General features: G+C 64.8%; 10 protein-coding genes and 1 other RNA gene. 4 read left to right on the top strand and 7 right to left on the bottom strand.

The window, feature by feature from the left end; all coding sequences use genetic code 11:
• Nucleotides 1-51: 51 nt before the first annotated feature.
• The 6 genes from K6G35_RS09805 to trxA form a co-directional block, all read right to left on the bottom strand.
• Entirely contained in the window at nucleotides 52-1,401 is a 1,350-nt protein-coding gene (locus K6G35_RS09805) for an MATE family efflux transporter (RefSeq protein WP_008647956.1), read from the bottom strand.
• 75 nt (nucleotides 1,402-1,476) lie between these two features.
• Nucleotides 1,477-3,261, bottom strand: coding sequence for an ArnT family glycosyltransferase (locus K6G35_RS09800; protein WP_495675618.1), 1,785 nt, complete (start codon nucleotides 3,259-3,261; stop codon nucleotides 1,477-1,479).
• A 154-nt stretch (nucleotides 3,262-3,415) separates the two neighbouring features.
• Nucleotides 3,416-3,676: a type B 50S ribosomal protein L31 gene (locus K6G35_RS09795; RefSeq protein WP_008647952.1), complete on the bottom strand. Its 261-nt coding sequence runs from the start codon at nucleotides 3,674-3,676 to the stop codon at nucleotides 3,416-3,418.
• A gap of 167 nt (nucleotides 3,677-3,843) precedes the next feature.
• On the bottom strand, nucleotides 3,844-4,734 hold the full coding sequence (locus K6G35_RS09790) for a M90 family metallopeptidase (protein WP_495675617.1): 891 nt from the start codon (nucleotides 4,732-4,734) through the stop codon (nucleotides 3,844-3,846).
• Nucleotides 4,735-4,812: 78 nt separating this feature from the next.
• Entirely contained in the window at nucleotides 4,813-6,075 is a 1,263-nt protein-coding gene (gene rho / locus K6G35_RS09785; protein ID WP_008647942.1) for a transcription termination factor Rho, read from the bottom strand.
• A 181-nt stretch (nucleotides 6,076-6,256) separates the two neighbouring features.
• Nucleotides 6,257-6,583 carry a thioredoxin TrxA gene (gene trxA, locus K6G35_RS09780; RefSeq protein WP_008647939.1) on the bottom strand — a complete coding sequence of 109 codons (327 nt, stop codon included), beginning with the start codon at nucleotides 6,581-6,583 and terminating at the stop codon, nucleotides 6,257-6,259.
• A 462-nt stretch (nucleotides 6,584-7,045) separates the two neighbouring features.
• Here trxA and K6G35_RS09775 point away from each other — a divergent pair, with 462 nt between their 5' ends.
• From K6G35_RS09775 to K6G35_RS09765, 3 genes are all read left to right on the top strand, one after another.
• Nucleotides 7,046-7,321: a hypothetical protein gene (locus K6G35_RS09775; protein ID WP_008647936.1), complete on the top strand. Its 276-nt coding sequence runs from the start codon at nucleotides 7,046-7,048 to the stop codon at nucleotides 7,319-7,321.
• 66 nt (nucleotides 7,322-7,387) lie between these two features.
• Nucleotides 7,388-10,336 carry a PD-(D/E)XK nuclease family protein gene (locus tag K6G35_RS09770; RefSeq protein WP_495675616.1) on the top strand — a complete coding sequence of 983 codons (2,949 nt, stop codon included), beginning with the start codon at nucleotides 7,388-7,390 and terminating at the stop codon, nucleotides 10,334-10,336.
• On the top strand, nucleotides 10,333-13,896 hold the full coding sequence (locus K6G35_RS09765) for a UvrD-helicase domain-containing protein (protein ID WP_495675615.1): 3,564 nt from the start codon (nucleotides 10,333-10,335) through the stop codon (nucleotides 13,894-13,896). The genes K6G35_RS09770 and K6G35_RS09765 overlap by 4 nt, the downstream gene beginning before the upstream one ends.
• 127 nt (nucleotides 13,897-14,023) lie before the next feature.
• Here K6G35_RS09765 and ffs read toward each other — a convergent pair.
• Nucleotides 14,024-14,122: signal recognition particle sRNA small type (gene ffs / locus K6G35_RS09760), an RNA gene on the bottom strand.
• A gap of 164 nt (nucleotides 14,123-14,286) precedes the next feature.
• On the opposite strand from ffs, the gene K6G35_RS09755 reads away from it, so the two are divergent.
• Entirely contained in the window at nucleotides 14,287-16,794 is a 2,508-nt protein-coding gene (locus K6G35_RS09755) for an adenosylcobalamin-dependent ribonucleoside-diphosphate reductase (protein ID WP_286882186.1), read from the top strand.
• The last annotated feature ends 8 nt before the right edge of the window (nucleotides 16,795-16,802 follow it).

Here is a 16,802-nt window from a genome sequence, read left to right as displayed (position 1 = left end):
TAAAAAATGCCCGCATACGCGGGCATTTTTTCTGTGCGCCATTGATTGGGGTTATCCAACGCGACTCACGCGCATGAAGTATCGAACCAGCAGCGTTCCGGCAATTGCCAGGCTGATGCTGTTGGCCAACCAGAAGCCCGATGCGCCGCGCGTGAAGGCGGGCAGCGCATCGATCAGGCCGAAACCCATCACATAGCCGCCACCAAGCCCCACGCCCCAGAGTGAGCCGGCGTAGATCAGCGTCGGGATCAGCGCGATCTTGTACGCGCGCAGGATGAACGCGCTCATGACCTGTACAGCATCAAAGGCTTGATAGAACGCGACAAACAGCATCAGCGGCAATGCTTTGGCAATTACGGCCGGGTCGCTGACATAGGCATGCAGCAGCGGCTCGCGCAGCAGCCAGAGCAGCATGCCGGTCAGTAGCGAGAGTCCAGCGCCCAAGCGAATGCCACGCCAGCCGATACGCCGCGCGGCAGCCATATCGCGTGCGCCAATGGACTGCGCGACGAGCGTCGAGGTGGCGATGGATAGCGACAGCGGCATCATGTACGCCACGGCGCTGAGGTTGGCGATGATCTGATGCCCCGCAAGGGTATCGGTGCCCATGCGTGTGATGAAGATCGACATCAGGGTGAATGACGTGATCTCGATCAGGTAGGTGAGTCCCATCGGCAGCCCCAGGCGCAGAAGAGGCTGAATCCGGTCCCAGCGTGGCCACTCCCAACGCGTGAAGATCTCCAGGGACCGGTACGCCGTACCGCGCAGCAGGATCGCCAGTCCGGATAGAAACCATATCCAGCTGATCAGCGTGGATGCCAGCGCGCAGCCGGGCCCGCCCATCGGGGCGAGGCCATAACCGCCTTCGATGAACCAGGCATTGAGTGGAATCTTGAGTGCCAGGCCAGCGATCTGCAGCACCGTCACCATGACGGGGCGAGATAGCGCATTGTTCAGCGCCATGTAGATGCGAAACCCCAGCGCTGCGGGCAGGCCGTATGCGCCGATATGCAGATAATGCGATGCTTTTTCGACCAACTCGGGTGGTGCTTTGGCGAATTCCAGCAACGGTGCGGGAAACAGCAGCAACAGCATGCCGGGGATGGCCAGCGCCACGCCGAGCCATGCGGCCTGCCGTACCTCGGCGCCGATCTCCGCGGATCGGTTGGCGCCGTACAGCTGTCCCGCAACAGGCGCGAGCGCTTGCAGCACGCCCATCAGGCTGACGTAGACCGTGACATAGATCGATCCGCCCAAGCCGACAGCGGCAAGATCGGTGGCCGAGGCACGGCCGGACATGATGGTGTCGATGACACCGAACGCGATGACCGCCAGTTGTCCAACCAGCACGGGGGCGGCCAGATGGGTAATGCGACGAATATCTTGCAGCGCGCTGCTCATCGTTCTTCTAGGGTAGGGGCCGGCCGCGTGCCAGCGGGTGGCAACGCCGTCCGGATGCTACCGGGCGGCAGATGCTCAGGGCTGACGCGGCAGCCGGCGCTGAATTGTCGGCCGTGGCGGGGTGGTGTGCGACAAATCGACGAGCCGGTACATGCGGAAGCGCTCGTCACGGTCGGCGGGTCGGCGACCTTCCCAGATCAGGCGCCATTCGAAATGGGAGATGCTGCTCGGGGCGCCGTAGTCCACGGCATCATGCCGCAGCAGTATGTCGCAGCCGTCATCGGGACCGCCGAAACGGATATGACCGAAATAGGCAAACGAGGCAAGCTGCGCATCGCCCATGCGGATGGGCTGCACGCAGGTATAGGTGGACGGCAGCGCCAGTTGGGCGGCCTGTGCCACGTCTCGATAGGTCTTGCCGTAGTTGATGGACGGCAGCCACAGCGTCATCGCCATGACCCACATCAGCGTCGTGCCGGCGGCGGAAATAACCACGGGTCGCCAGATCTGTTTCGGCGCGCGTGACAGGCGCCAGCGCACGATCAACACCCATGCCACCGTCACCGCCAGCGCGATGATGACGGCGCTGATCGTGAACGTGTGCTGGAATCCGGGCAACTGACGGAATACGTTGCTGGCGATGCGTGGCGGCCAACCCGTGGTCTTCGCGACCCAGAGGAACCAGATCGTGCCGCCCAGGATCGTGAAGAACAGCAGCGAGAACCAGTCGATCGCGTTGATCGCCGCGCGTGGCAGCGTCGGAAGCGCGAAGGCAGCCAGAACGGCCATCGGCGGCAGCAGCAAGATGAACTGCACGTCTCCCGGGCTGCGCAGCAACACCAGCAGCACGAACAGCACGGCCAGGAACGACAGCGGCAGCGTCACATGGGGTGCCCGGCGCATGCCGCGCCACGACAGCCATGCAAAGGCGGCAATCGGCCAGACCGGCCACGAGAACAGGAAGAAGTTGCGTGCGATGAAGCCGGCGGCTGCCAGAGAAGGCGGGCCGTAGGTGTGGCGGTCGTAGCGAGCCCACTCGCGAATATAGGTCACCGCATCGTCCGTGACGGTGGCGCCGAAATATACCGTGGCTATCCATACGGCGATGATGAGGATGCCGAGCGGCGCCCCGATCGTCAGCAGCCGCATCAGCGGCAGCGGTCGGCAGATCAGTCCGGCAATGAGTGTCGCGGCAAGCAATACCAGCGGCAGGATCGGCCCGCTGGCCAGGCAAAGGGCGCCAAGCCCGACGCCGAACCAGAGGCTGCCCTGTACCGGCTTGTCAAGGCTGCGCACAAGGCCGTACAGGGTGAAGGCGATGAAGCAGACCTGGCCGACCTGTGCGGTGGTTTCGTGACCGCGCAACGCCAGGCCAACGCAGGCCAGGAAGATCAGCAGGGCCCCATCGGCGAGCGCGCGTCCGTAGGACCGCGCGTCAGGCTGACCGCCGAAGGCAAAGGCGAAGGGCTGCACCTCGTCGCGGCGGCCCAGCAGGTAGGTCGAGTACCAGATCAGTGCGCAGGTGGCGAAGTAGAACAGCGCGGTGGCGAGTCTTGCCGCATCCGGCGCGCCGAGCCAGCCGCCAAGCAGGCGGATCATGCCGCCGCCGATCCAGAATACGAGTGGGCCATCGTCGCTGTAGGGGCGGCCGACGATGTTCGGCATGAGCCAGTCCTGCAGGCCGCCGCTGCCGAGTTGCCACATCACGCCGAATCCGGCGGCATCCTCGTTTTTCCAGGGGTCGCGGCCGAACAGGCCAGCCAGTCCATAGATGATGCAGATCGCCAGCAGCAGTGCGCGCGGGAGGGCACCGGTAGCAGCGGCAGTCAGATGGACGGGAGAAGTCTTGGCTTGGCTCATCGGCAGATGGTAAGGCATGTGACCCCGGCGCATGAAAACCGTCTTATGGGGGCACAAATGCAAAGAGGCAGCCGATGCTGCCTCTTTGTCAGGTCGCGCGCCGCGGGAGCATCTGTCCTCTGGGCGCGGCGCTTGCTCGCATAAAGCGGGGCAATTACTTCTTGGCGGCGCCCAGCTTGCTGCCGAACTTCTGGCGGAACTTTTCGACGCGGCCGGCCGTGTCCATGATCTTTTGCGTGCCGGTGTAGAACGGGTGCGATTCCGACGACACTTCGATCTTGGCCAGCGGGTAGGTCTTGCCTTCGTGTTCGATCGTGTCCTTGGTCTGGATCGTCGAGCGGGTCACGAACTTGAAGTCGTTCGACACGTCGTGGAACAGGACTTCACGGTAATTCGGGTGAATGCCTTCTTTCATGGTGCTTCCTTTCAGGTTGGGTAGCCAGTCCGCTCGTCGTGCCGCAGGTCAGAATGCTTGCGGCGAGCGAACCACTTGCCGATAACGGGCAAACCGGGATTATGGCAGAAAATCAAGTGCAGGTGCAACAAACGAAATGGCGTCGTAGCTGGGCAACTGGCGATGTCTTAAGTGTCGCTTGCCGCATTCCCGGCTGGATTCTGCCGATAAAACTGGGCCAAGGCGTCATAAAGAGTAGGCCACTGCCGTCGCAAACCAACAGGTTCTACAAAAAATGCTTCGGACGCCACTGCAAAGAATTCGCTCGGCGCCTCACAGCCATACGGATCGATCACCTGCAGGCGGGGAGGGAGTCGATCGGGGTCGTCCCAGATATGGTCGGGCAAGGCGTCACAGGCCTCCGCGAACGTATCGTATTCGCTCAGGAAGGTCTCCGCCCACTGCTCGGCGTCGACGCCCGGGTGCAGAACGCGCGAGAACGGCGGCACACCGTCGGCCTCGCCATTGAGCATGTCGAGCTTGTGGGCGAACTCGTGGATGACGACGTTGTACGTGTCTACCGGTAGTTCGTGTTCGCCATGGTGGGCGTCCAGCCCGGCGCCGGGCGAGGCCACATCCGGCCATGACAGGATCACCGGGCCGTGTTCCCATGCCTCGCCGCTGGCCTCTTCCTCGACGCCATGTACGAGACCGATGTCCTCGAAGCCGACGTCCTCCTGGATGGTCTTGCGAATCACGAACTCGCCCGGGTAGAGCACGATGCCGTGCCAGCCGCGATACCACTCGATGCCGAGCTTGAGGATGGGCACGCAAGCCTGCGCCGCCACGCTGACCACCATTTCATCGGTCAACTCCATGTCGTGCGCGGTCGAGTATTCCTTGTTGGCGATGAACAGTGTGGCCAGCTCGCGTAATGCGGTCAGGTCAGCTTCGCTGTAGCGCTGCACGAAGGGCAGGGCAGCCACGGTTTGCGCCCAGAGATCGTCGGGAATCGCGTAATGGGCGAGCTTGCGCGCCTTCGAGCGGGCGCGCAGGAAACTGGTCAGTTTTCCGAACATGGTTCTCGCGAGGGGGCGAAAGAAAAAAGGCGCACCCAAGGGTACGCCTTTTTATCAGGATGGACTACCGGCGCGGCATCAGCCGCCGCGGCGCATCAGGTCGAAGAATTCCGCGTTGTTCTTTGTCGGCTTCATCTTATCCAGGATGAATTCCATCGCCTGCACTTCGTCCATGTCGGAGATGAACTTGCGCAGGATCCAGATCTTCTGGAGGATGTCCGGCTTGATCAGCAGTTCCTCGCGGCGCGTGCCCGACTTGTTCAGGTTGATGGCCGGGTAGACGCGCTTCTCGGCCAGGCGGCGCTCGAGGTGCACTTCCATGTTGCCGGTGCCCTTGAACTCTTCGTAGATCACGTCGTCCATGCGGCTGCCGGTTTCGATCAGCGCCGTGGCGATGATGGTCAGCGAACCGCCTTCTTCCAGGTTACGCGCGGCGCCGAAGAAACGCTTCGGACGCTGCAGCGCGTTGGCATCCACACCGCCGGTCAGCACCTTGCCCGATGCCGGCACCACGGTGTTGTAGGCGCGGGCCAGACGCGTGATCGAGTCCAGCAGGATCACCACGTCGCGCTTCAGTTCCACCAGACGCTTGGCTTTCTCGATGACCATTTCGGCCACCTGCACGTGACGGATCGCAGGTTCGTCGAACGTCGACGCCACCACTTCGCCGCGCACCGAGCGCTGCATTTCGGTCACTTCTTCCGGACGTTCATCAATCAGCAGCACGAACAGGTCGGCTTCCGGATGGTTGTTCGCAATCGCGTGGGCGATGTGCTGCAGCATCACGGTCTTGCCGGACTTCGGCGATGCCACCAGCAGCGCGCGCTGGCCACGGCCGATCGGCGCGATGATGTCGACGATGCGGCCGGTGATGTTTTCCTCGGCGCGGATGTCGCGTTCGAGCGTGAGCGGCCGGTTCGGATGCAGCGGCGTCAGGTTCTCGAACATGATGCGGTTCTTCACCGCTTCGGGAGGCTGCCCGTTGACCTTGTCCACCTTCACCAGTGCGAAATAGCGCTCGCCGTCCTTCGGCGTGCGCACTTCGCCTTCGATCGAATCACCGGTGTGCAGGTTGAAACGACGGATCTGCGAGGGGCTGATGTAGATGTCGTCCGTGCTGGCCAGGTAGGAAGTTTCCGGCGAGCGCAGGAAACCGAAGCCGTCGGGAAGAACTTCCAGCGTGCCGTCTCCGTAGATGGTTTCGCCCATCTTGGCGCGCTTCTTGAGGATCGCAAACATCAGTTCTTGTTTGCGCATCCGCTGTGCATTGTCGATCTCGAGCGTTGCCGCCATTTCGAGAAGCGCAGACACGTGAAGCGATTTGAGTTCTGTCAGGTGCATAGACGAGGGGTACAGAAGTGCCCGGACGGGCAAGAACAAGGAGAAGGGGGAAAAGAATGAGCGAACGCTCGGGGAAGTTGTTGGGTGGCATCATAGCACAATCCGGCCGGCGCGCCAGAGCTGGCGCACGCATGACCGGGTAGTGCATTCCCGGAGCCGTTCGGCCCCGGGCAGGTACAGCTTACAGCTGGCTGTCCAGAAACGCGGTCAGTTGCGACTTCGACAGCGCGCCAACCTTCTGCGCGGCCACTTGGCCGTTCTTGAACAGGATCAGCGTCGGGATGCCGCGAATGCCGAACTTGGCCGGCACTTGCTGGTTTTCATCCACGTTGATCTTGGCGACCTGCACCTTGTCGCCGTAGTCCTTCGCGACTTCGTCCAGGATCGGGGCGATCATCTTGCAAGGACCGCACCATTCGGCCCAGAAGTCGAGCAGCACGGGCTTGTCGGACTTGAGCACGTCGGCATCGAACGAAGCGTCGCTCACGTATTTGATTTGTTCGCTCATGGCGGGGAACCTCAGGTATCGCTCAGTTTATGTTGAAGGCGGACAACAGCTGTCGGCGCGATCCGCTACCTTACACGACATTGCGCGGACTCGCAGCGCGACGGCGCGCGGCAGGATGCGCCGCTGACGCCGATATGTTACCAGCTTGGCGAAAATCAAGTCCTCGCCAGAATCGGGATTTAGCCGGGGGGGGCAACAGTGGATATTGTGCCGTGTTGTGAATCGTTTTGCCGATGATAGTGTCAATCGCAGCAAGAGTTTCCCGCTATTGGCATCCCTTATTTGAGTTAATCTGCCGCGCCTTCGCGAAGGGGCCATGCGAGGCTTGCTCGTCGGCATGATCTAGAATGCACTTCGCGTATCCGCGCAATCCATGCGCAATCCATTCAGACAGACGTGACGCGCGAGTAGAATGGAATCGTGCGCATGTGACGCACAAACCGATTCACAACGCTATTGATCATGACGCCAGACTCCCGCAAGCCCAATCCGTCCGATGAAAGCCAGGCGGACCACCTGAGCGATGCGCTGCAGCATCTCAGCAGCGCCGTCGAGTCCGAGAGCATCGCCACCGGCGCCGCCAAGGGGCTGGTCTACAGTGTGATGGAAACGCTCGGCACGCTGATCGGCGACCCCGATTTGCCCGAGCACGCCCGCTCCGGCTATGAAGGCCTGCTGGAGACGGCGCGCGAACTGCGCGCCCGTCTGGAGGGCGGCAGCGCAGGCGACGACAACTAATCAAGACAAGATGTCTGTTCCGAGGGTCACGGGTTGCCCTCGGCCTCGACTCCGTCCCCGTTATCCATGACCCGACTCTCGTTTCCTCCCGGGCCGTCCTTTCTCGATCAGGCTGCAACGGCGACGTGGTATTTCCTGGATCACTGCGGCCCGGTAGCCGCTGGCGCGCACATCGTCGTGCCGACGGCTGCGCAGATTCCTGGCGTGCGCCAGGCGCTGGATGCCGCTGCGCGTGCCGCTGGGCAGCCCCGTTTGCTACCGCGCGTGCTGACGCTCGGGCACTGGCTGCTGGACCTTCCCCCCGACCTTGCTACCGACCCGACCCCCACGCGTGGCCATGCCGCGCGGCTGCTGGCAGTGCAACAGGCGATTCGCTCGCAGGATTGGCTGCGGATTGCCTTTGGCGCCCAGACAGAGGGGGCGGCATGGGGACTGGCGCAGACGCTGCTATCGATCAGCGACGAACTGAGCGCGCGCTGGCTGGAGGACGCGGCGATCCGCGGAGACGATGATCTCGAGGGCGACGGTAGCGACGGTAGCGACGATAGCGATGAGCGGGCGGCGCTCCTGCAAGGCGCGCTGCAACGTACTTATGCGCACCTGTCCGAACGCTTCCTCGGACAGGAGGCGCAGATCGTGCTGGCCTTCTGGCAAATGCTGTCGGGGCCGGACGATCCGCTTCCGGCACGGCGCCGGGCGCTACAGCGCCTGGCGCAGCAGGTTGCAGCGCCGGTGGTCTGGATTGGCCCGACACCGCCGGAACCGGTTGAAGCCAGATTCCTCGCGCAGGCCGGCGAACTCGTGCCGACGCTCGAAGTCGGCTACGACTGGACCGGCGCATCGGAAGCGGGGGGCGAGCCCGACTGGTATCGGACGCTGCTTGCGCTGTGGCCCGAGGCCCGGCGCGACGGGGACAGTAGTGCCGACAGCGAACCGTCCGCGGCACCGCTGGCCTTGCCCGTTGCGTTGCCGGCCGAATTGCCGGCCGAACGTCCGCGCGTCCGCGTTATCGGCAGCGCGCGCTTCGAGGATGAAGCCGCCGCAGCAGCGGACCAACTCGTGCAATGGCTCAACGAAGGCCGCAGGCATGTGGCGCTCGTGGCCCACGACCGAGTCGTGGCCCGCCGCGCCCGCGCGTTGCTGGCGCGTGCCGGCGCGCCTGTCCGCGATGAAACCGGCTGGAAGTTGTCGACCACGCGCGCAGCCGCCGCGCTGATGCGCTGGTTTGACGTGCTAGCGCGAGATGGCGATAGCGCGGCGCTGCTCGATCTGCTCAAGAGCCCGTTTTGCCTGCCTGCATTCGAGCATCGCGGCGCGGCAATCGCGCTGATGGAACGCCGCATCCGTCGCGCTGTCGTTACCGGAGGCTGGACCAGACTGGCGCATCTGTTTGCAGAGCGCGAGCGAGCGGCAGGTGCGCTGGTCGACGCGGAGACGATGGAGGCCAGCGATGCCGAACTGCAGATCCGCGCTGCGGCTCGCACGCTCGTCGCCACGCTGGCCGACGAGGCCGCGCAGTGGCCGCGGGGCCTTGCGCAACAGCCGCTCCATGTCTGGCTGGGCCGCCTCGACGCCATGCTTGACACGCTCGATATGCGTGCTGCGCTGGCTGCCGACGATGCCGGGCGGCAACTGCTCGATGCGCTGGCGAAGCTGGGCGACTTGCCCGACGACGAGACTGGCAGCCACGCCACGCTGAACCAGCAGGAGTTTCGCGCGATGCTGTCGGCATTGCTCGAATCGGTGGCTTACAAGGAGCCCTCGGCGCAGAGCCAGTCGCGCATCACGATCCTCCCGCTCAACGGCGCCCGGATGCGACGGTTCGACGGCGTGGTGGTAGTCGGCTGCGATGACGCGCAATTGCCGTCCAGCGCGGCCGAGCTGATGTTCTTCTCGAACCAGATGCGACGCGAGCTTGGGCTCGAAGACCGCGAGGCCCGCTTTGCCCAGCAGGCCCGGGATCTGGCCGAAGTGCTGCTCAACAACAGCGACGTCGTGCTGACGTGGCAACGCTTCGGCAGCCGGGGCGAGCCGCATCATGTCTCCGGCTGGATCGAGCGGTTGTCCGCATGTTGCGCGCGCGCGGGCCCGCCGATCGAAGCCAGCGCCACGCCCGTTCTGCACGATACCTTCGCGCAGCCCGCCGGAATGCCTGCGCCGGTGGCACCCGAGCGCGTGCCAGAGCGCTGGAGCGCGCAGGCGTACAACACGTTGCGCCGTTGCCCCTATCAATTCTTCGCCAGCCGGATGTTGGGCCTTTCCGGGCTCGACACGCTCAGCGACGACCTCGAGAAGCGCGATATCGGCAACCTGCTGCATCGCGTGCTGCTGCAGTACCACGAGGAGATCCATGCCTCTGGCGAGCGTGACAACGACCGGCGTCTGGCGCGTCTGCGGGAAATCTCGGATACCACGTTCGGCAAGCAGATTGCCGAGGACGGCAATGCCATCAGCTACTACCGCCGCTGGATGGAAGTCCTGCCGTCGTACGTGGCATGGCAGGCGGCGCGTGAGGAAGCCGGCTGGCACTGGCGCGGTGGCGAATTCGATGCCGGCGTGGATGTGGCGATGCCCGATGGCGTGCCGCTGCGGCTGGCCGGCCGGATCGACCGGCTCGACAAGGGACCGGATGGCGCTCATGCGGTGCTCGATTACAAGACCCAGCCAGCCAGCCGCCTGCGGCGCAAGGCCGGTGATGCCGAGGAAGACTGCCAGTTGGCGTTCTACGGTCTGCTTCGGGCCGATGCCGTGGCGGGAAGTTGGGTGGCGCTGGAAGGTGTGAAGCAGGGCGGCCGCGACAGTTCGCCCGGTGCCCAGCGGGAAGTCGATCTGCCGGAATTTCAGGCAGCGGTGACCTGGCTCGAACGCCAGTTGCGGCACGACGTCGTGCGTTTGCGGCAAGGCGCGAAGCTGCCCGCGATCGGCGATGCCGCCGCCTGTACTTATTGCGATGCCCGCGGCCTGTGCCGCAAGGGTTTCTGGGAGTCCACCGCGTTGCCGGATCTGCAGTCATGACCGAAGTTCACGCCTATTTGCGCGACGGCCAATCCGTGGGCGAGGCCGATTTCACGCGCGCCGCCTGCGATCCTGGCCGCTCCGTGGTGGTGGAGGCCTGCGCGGGCAGCGGCAAGACGTGGCTGCTGGTGGCGCGTCTGGTCCGTCTGCTGCTGGCCGGCGCCGCGCCGCACGAAATCCTGGCTATCACCTTTACGCGCAAGGCCGCCGAGGAAATGCGCGAACGCCTGCTCGAAGTGCTGTCGCAGCTTGCCGGCGGCACCGACGAGGCGGTGCTGACGCAGCTGGAAATGCGCGGGCTGTCTCCAGACGCCGCGCGCGCGGCATTGCCCCGCGCGCGGACGTTACATGCACAAGTGCTGGCGTCACCGGGCCGCATGGCGATCGACACGTTCCACGGCTGGTTCGGCACGTTGTTGCGGGGGGCGCCGCTGTCTTCGGGCATCGTGCCCGGCGCGTCGCTGCGTGAGGATGCCTTGCGCATGAAGCGCGAGGCCTGGGCGCCGTTCTGGCGCGCGCTGGCGCAGCCGCAATACGCGGATCTGCGCGAAGCCTACGAAGCGCTGGTTGATGCGATCGGCGACTTCCAGGCGCGGGGCCTGCTCGACCGGATGTTCCACGCACGCAACGAGTGGTTTGCGTTCAAGGAGTCGGGCGATCCCGCCACGAAGCTGGCGCAGGATCTTGGGGATGATGCCACCTCCGACATTCTGGTAGACGCGCTCTGCGACGACGACTGGCTAGAGGAATGCGCGCAGATGGCACTGCTGCTCGGTCGTGGCGGCAAGACAGAGCAGGGGCACGCATCGAAGATCATCGACGGACTGCGCGCGATCCGCGCATGGCGCGACGCAGGCGCCGCGCCGGGCGAGGCCGCCGCCAACGCATTCCAGTTGCTGCGTGCCGCGTTTTTCACCGATGCGGGTAAGGCGCGCTCGCTGCGTCGTACCACGGCATTGGCCAAGGCGTGCGGTAGTGAAGGTGCCGTCGACGAATTGCTTGCGCAGCACGCAGAGCACTGCGCACGACTGGACGAGATCGCGGCGCGCCGCTGCGAGGCCATGGTGCTCGCGATCAACCTGGCGCTGTACCGTCTGGGCGATGCACTGCTCGATCGTTATCAGCGCTACAAGGGCGACCAGCGTGCGATGGACTTCGCGGACCTCGAATGGCTGGCGGCGAAGCTGATGGCTGACGAGGAGACCGCCACGTACCTGCAGGTGCGTCTCGACGCGCGATATCGTCACCTTCTGCTTGACGAGTTCCAGGACACGAACCCGCTCCAATGGCGCATCCTGCAGGGCTGGCTGGCCGGTTATCAGGGGCTGGGAGAGAAGCCCACCGTGTTTCTGGTTGGCGATCCCAAGCAGTCGATTTACCGTTTCCGTCGCGCGGACGCGCGCCTGTTCGATGCCGCCCGGGTCATGCTTCAGGACGGATTCGGCGCCACCGTGCTGCGTACCAACCGCACGCGCCGCAATCGCCCCGAGGTGCTCGACTGGGTCAACGCCGTGTTCGATCACGCACGCGCGGAAGGGCGCTATCCGCTCTACGAAACGCAAACCACGGCGCTCGGGGGTCCGGCCGGACCGGTCTGGCTGCTGCCGCTCGTCGAGCCGGAGGAAACAGAGGATGACGAAGCATCCGAGGGCGATGGCCATCGCGATACGCTGACCCAGCCGCGCACGCAGAAAGGCGACTCCCTGCGCTACGAGGAAGGTCGCCGCGTGGCAGCCTGGCTGCACTATCTGCGTGACCAGGTGCCCGTGAGGGAAGGCGATGGCACTCGCCCGGCGGGCTGGCGCGACATGCATCTGCTGGTGCGACGCAAGACTTTTCTGGCCGATTACGAACGTGCGATGCGCGAGGCCGGCATCCCCTGCCTGAGCCCGCGCCGTGGCGGCTTGCTGACAACGCTGGAAGCACTCGACCTCTCGGCGCTCCTGGCGTTCCTGATGACGCCGGAATCGGACCTCGACCTCGCGCATGTTCTCAAGAGCCCGCTCGTGGGCGCGACTGACGACGATCTGGTGCTGCTGGCCATGATGGAGGGCGAGGGCGGATGGTGGGCGCGCATCGAGGCGCTGGGACTGCCTGAGCGCGTTTCCGATTCGCTGCGAACGGGTGTCGCGCGCCTGCGCGGCTGGCTGGCGCTTGCGCCGCACAAGCCCGTGCATGACCTGGTCGACCAGATCTATCACCAGGGCGAGGTGCGTCGCCGTTATGCCGAGGCCGCGCCTGCGGCCATTCGCGAGCAGGTGCTGGCCAATCTCGATGCCTTCCTGAAGCTGTCGCTCGACCTTGATGGCGGGCGCTATCCGAGCCTGCCCAAGTTCATCGATGAACTGCAGGAAATTCGGCGTGGTGACGAGGATGAAAGCCCCGACGAGGGCGGCATGGGTGAAGGCGTCGAGGATACCGAGGCGGAGCCCGACGACGCCGGAGACAATCAGCTCGACGCCGTTCACATTCTGACGGTGCACGCGGCAAAGGGCCTTGAGGCGCCATTCGTGATCCTGCTCGATGCGAATCACAGCGATCCGGCGGCCGATCGTGGTGGCATTCTGGTTGACTGGCCGCCGACATCGGCGGTGCCACGGCATTTTTCCGCCTACGGCAAGCGCGACGAGCGCGGCATGGCTCGCGCGTCGCTGTTCGACGCCGAAGCGGCGCTTGCCGATCGCGAAAACTGGAATCTGCTCTATGTGGCGATGACACGCGCCCAGCAAGGCCTGCTGGTCAGCGGAGTCAAGGGGCGCGCGAGCAAGGCGGAGAAGGAAGACGCGCCAGGGGCGGAGATCGCCGGAAGCTGGTACGTGCGTCTGGCTGCGGCGGGTGTCGGTGACGAGATCACGGCTTATCCAGAGACCGACGTCGCGGCAGTCGATACCCTGACCGCCGCCAGCGAGCGCATCCGCTATACCGATTTCCGGCTGCGCTATCGCGATGCGGCTGACGACCGTTTGCCGATCGACGATGCGGACGACGAGGCCGAGGGCATCGTGTTCGATGCCGACGCCGCGGCACATGGCGAACTGGTGCACGCGCTGCTCGAGCGTGTCTCGCGCTATCCCGATGCGCATGGCAGCTTGCCCGACGTGGAAACGGTTTTGCGCTGGTTCCCGCTGACTGGCGCGGGTGCGCCGAACGCGCGCGAGCGCTGGCGGCAGCAGGCCGAGGCGGCCGTCGCGGACTTGCGCGCAATGCTGGAGGCCCCGGCGCTGCGCGAACTGATGTTCCCGGTGGACGCCGTGTCGGCACGTAACGAGGTGGAGCTTTATGATGGCCGCGGCCGGTTGCTGCGGATCGACCGGCTGGTGGAGTTCGACGAGCGGGTCGTCATCATCGACTACAAGCTCAGGCTGTTGCCGCAGGAACATGCGGGCTATCGCGCGCAGCTCTTGCGCTATGCCGCGGCGGTGGCGCCGATGTTTCCGGGCAAGCGGATCGAAGCCGGCGTGGCTACAGCGGCCGGAGAGTGGATCGATGTAGAGCTTCTACGTGCCTCGGCGTCACAGGCGAAGCCTATCGCCACGACACAGCAGGGGTCATTGTTCTGAGCGCACTCGGCCCGTGCCCGATTCGCAAAACAGGCGCACAATAGGACGTTTCTGGCGCACGGAAACGGGCGGGCGCCAGAGATTAATCAGGGAAATGCCGGGAGATAAAAGCAGAAAGGGGAATTAGGGGGACGAGCCTGACCCTCGGCACTGGTGGAAAACGGCTGTGGCTGCTTCGTTCCCGACCTGACCAGGTTGACCGCGCCGCCATGCGAGGAGGCCCGTCCGACCGGCATTGTAACGCAACCTTGAGAGGGTTTCCAATTTTGTATTCTTGGCAGGGGCTTTGGCGCGTTGTTTGATCTGAAGCGGGGTTGGCGCCCTGCCGTGCTGGCAGCATGGCGGACGGCAAATTCGGGCCAGAAAGCTCTCATCTGACAGGCTGGGGACATGAACGCAAACGACCAGATCCTCCGCGGCGCGCTTGCGCCGCAAGACATCTCCATCGAAGTACTCCAGGAAAAATACGCCAAGGGCGAGGAACAGACCATTGACGATGTGCGCCGCCGTGTGGCGCGCGCGCTCGCGGAGGTGGAACCCGCCGACAAACGCGAGGCCTGGGCCTCGCGCTTTCTTTGGGCGCTGGAAGGCGGCTTCGTGCCGGCCGGGCGTATCAACTCGGCGGCTGGCACAGGCATTCAAGCTACGCTGATCAACTGCTTCGTCCAGCCCGTGGGCGACTCGGTGTCCCAGGTGCGTGGCGGCAAGCCGAGCATCTATACCGCCGTGGCCCAGGCCGCCGAGACGATGCGGCGCGGCGGTGGTGTTGGCTATGACTTCTCCTCGATCCGGCCGGGTGGCGCGCTGGTGCGTGCCACGCACTCGCGCGCATCGGGGCCGGTGTCGTTCATGAAGGTGTTCGATGCATCGTGTGCCACCGTGGAGTCGGCCGGCGCACGGCGCGGTGCGCAGATGGGCGTGCTGCGCTGCGACCACCCCGATATCGAGAGCTTTATCCACGCCAAGGATCGCGGTGACCTGACCAACTTCAATATCTCGATTGGCGTCACCGACGAGTTCATGCAGGCGGTGGCGGCCGATGGGGAAATCGAACTGATCCACGAGGCCGAGCCTGGTGCGGACGATATCGCGGCGGGTGCCTATCGCCGCGACGACGGTCAGTGGGTGTATCGGCGTGTGCCGGCCCGTCGGCTGTGGGATCAGGTCATGCAGGCCACCTATGACCACGCGGAGCCTGGCATCCTGTTCCTGTCGCGCATCAACGCTGACAACAATCTCTACTACTGCGAGACGATCGAGGCCACCAACCCGTGCGCCGAGCAGCCGTTGCCGTCGTATGGCTGCTGCTGCCTGGGCTCGATCAACCTGACGCGCTTCGTACGCCGCCCGTTTACCGATCAGGCCAGCTTCGATTTCGAGGCGTTTGCCGAGGTCGTGCGCGTGTCGACGCGGATGCTCGACAACGTGCTCGACATCACCTACTGGCCGTTGCCCGAGCAGCAGGCCGAGGCGCAGGCCAAGCGTCGTATCGGCCTGGGGTTTCTGGGGCTTGGCAGCGCACTGGTGATGCTGGGTCATCGCTATGACACCGATGCGGCGCGCGCGCTCGCCGGTCGGATCTCCGAGACCATGCGCGATCACGCCTATCTGGCATCGGTCGAACTTGCCGAGGAGAAGGGCCGCTTCCCGTTATTCGATGCCGACGCCTATCTGAGTGGCGGCTTCGTGAGCCGCCTGCCCGAGCCCATCCGCGATGCCATCCGCGAACACGGCCTGCGCAACTCGCACCTGCTTTCGATCGCGCCAACTGGCACGATCACGCTGGCCTTTGCCGATAACGCGTCGAATGGCATCGAGCCGGCTTTCTCGTGGACCTACAACCGGCGCAAGCGGATGCCCGACGACAGCTATCGCACGTTCGAGGTGGCCGACCATGCATGGCGGCTCTATCGCCATATGGGCGGCGACGTCGAGCAGTTGCCGGAGAGCTTCGTCACGGCGCTCCAGATGTCTGCCATCGACCATATGCGGATGCTGGAGGCGGTTCAGCCCTATATCGACACGAGCATCAGCAAGACCGTGAACGTGCCGGAGGACTATCCGTACGAAGCCTTCCGCAATCTCTACCTCGAAGCGTGGAAGGCCGGGCTCAAGGGGCTCGCCACGTATCGGCCGAACCAGGTGCTTGGCGCGGTGCTGTCGGTCACCCCGGCCGCCACGGCCGCCACGGCCACCACGGCGCCGGCGCCCGCCACGCCGAGCGAGGACGATCCGCTGACGCGGCCGTTCGGTAGCCGGCCACTCGGCGATCTGGAAGGCGTGACGTCGAAGGTCGAGTATTTGACCTATGAGGGCCACAAGACGGTCTACCTGACCGTCAACTTCATGCAGGTGTCCGGCACGGTCGGCGGTCAGTCGGTGACGATCGAGCGGCCAATCGAGTTTTTCATGCCAGCGGGGCAGCGCTCCGAGGGCCAGCAGTGGATCACGTCGACGATGAGGCTATTGTCGATGGTGGCCCGCTCGGGCGGCCCGATCGCCAAGGCGCTGGCCGATATGCGGAATGTGGTCTGGGACAAGGGCACGGTCCGCTACGGTTCCCTGGTCCGCCAGGACGGCACCGAGGTGCCGCGCTTCCATGATTCGGAGGTGGCGGCGCTGAGTTACGCGATTCAACGCATCCTGATCAAGCGTGGTTTCCTGGACGAGGAGGGCAGCCAGGTGCCGGTGGTGGCGCTGGCTGCCCGTCTGGCCCGGCGCGAAGGCGGCGAGGCGGCTGTGGCGCTGGCTTCGCCGGCCGAAGCGGCGCCCGCCGCCAAGCTGGCTGCCGGGATCGGCACCGGCAAGCCGTGTCCCGAGTGTGGCGCGCACGCCCTGCACAAGGTGGACGGCTGCGCCAAGTGCGCCAATTGCGGTTATGTGGGCGAGTGTGGCTAGCCGGCGAC

The organism is Cupriavidus sp. HY129, assembly GCF_059492215.1.
The sequence above is the reverse complement of the archived record's forward strand: the minus strand, read 5'-3'. Positions and strand labels throughout refer to the sequence as shown.

Bases quoted from the DNA above. Each gene is read 5' to 3' on its own strand.
- K6G35_RS09765 (WP_495675615.1), top strand. From the start codon at position 10,333: ATGACCGAAGTTCACGCCTATTTGCGCGACGGCCAATCCGTGGGCGAG.
- K6G35_RS09770 (WP_495675616.1), top strand. From the start codon at position 7,388: ATGACCCGACTCTCGTTTCCTCCCGGGCCGTCCTTTCTCGATCAGGCT.
- K6G35_RS09805 (WP_008647956.1), bottom strand. From the start codon at position 1,401: ATGAGCAGCGCGCTGCAAGATATTCGTCGCATTACCCATCTGGCCGCC.
- trxA (WP_008647939.1), bottom strand. From the start codon at position 6,583: ATGAGCGAACAAATCAAATACGTGAGCGACGCTTCGTTCGATGCCGAC.
- K6G35_RS09800 (WP_495675618.1), bottom strand. From the start codon at position 3,261: ATGAGCCAAGCCAAGACTTCTCCCGTCCATCTGACTGCCGCTGCTACC.
- K6G35_RS09775 (WP_008647936.1), top strand. From the start codon at position 7,046: ATGACGCCAGACTCCCGCAAGCCCAATCCGTCCGATGAAAGCCAGGCG.
- K6G35_RS09790 (WP_495675617.1), bottom strand. From the start codon at position 4,734: ATGTTCGGAAAACTGACCAGTTTCCTGCGCGCCCGCTCGAAGGCGCGC.
- K6G35_RS09755 (WP_286882186.1), top strand. From the start codon at position 14,287: ATGAACGCAAACGACCAGATCCTCCGCGGCGCGCTTGCGCCGCAAGAC.
- K6G35_RS09795 (WP_008647952.1), bottom strand. From the start codon at position 3,676: ATGAAAGAAGGCATTCACCCGAATTACCGTGAAGTCCTGTTCCACGAC.
- rho (WP_008647942.1), bottom strand. From the start codon at position 6,075: ATGCACCTGACAGAACTCAAATCGCTTCACGTGTCTGCGCTTCTCGAA.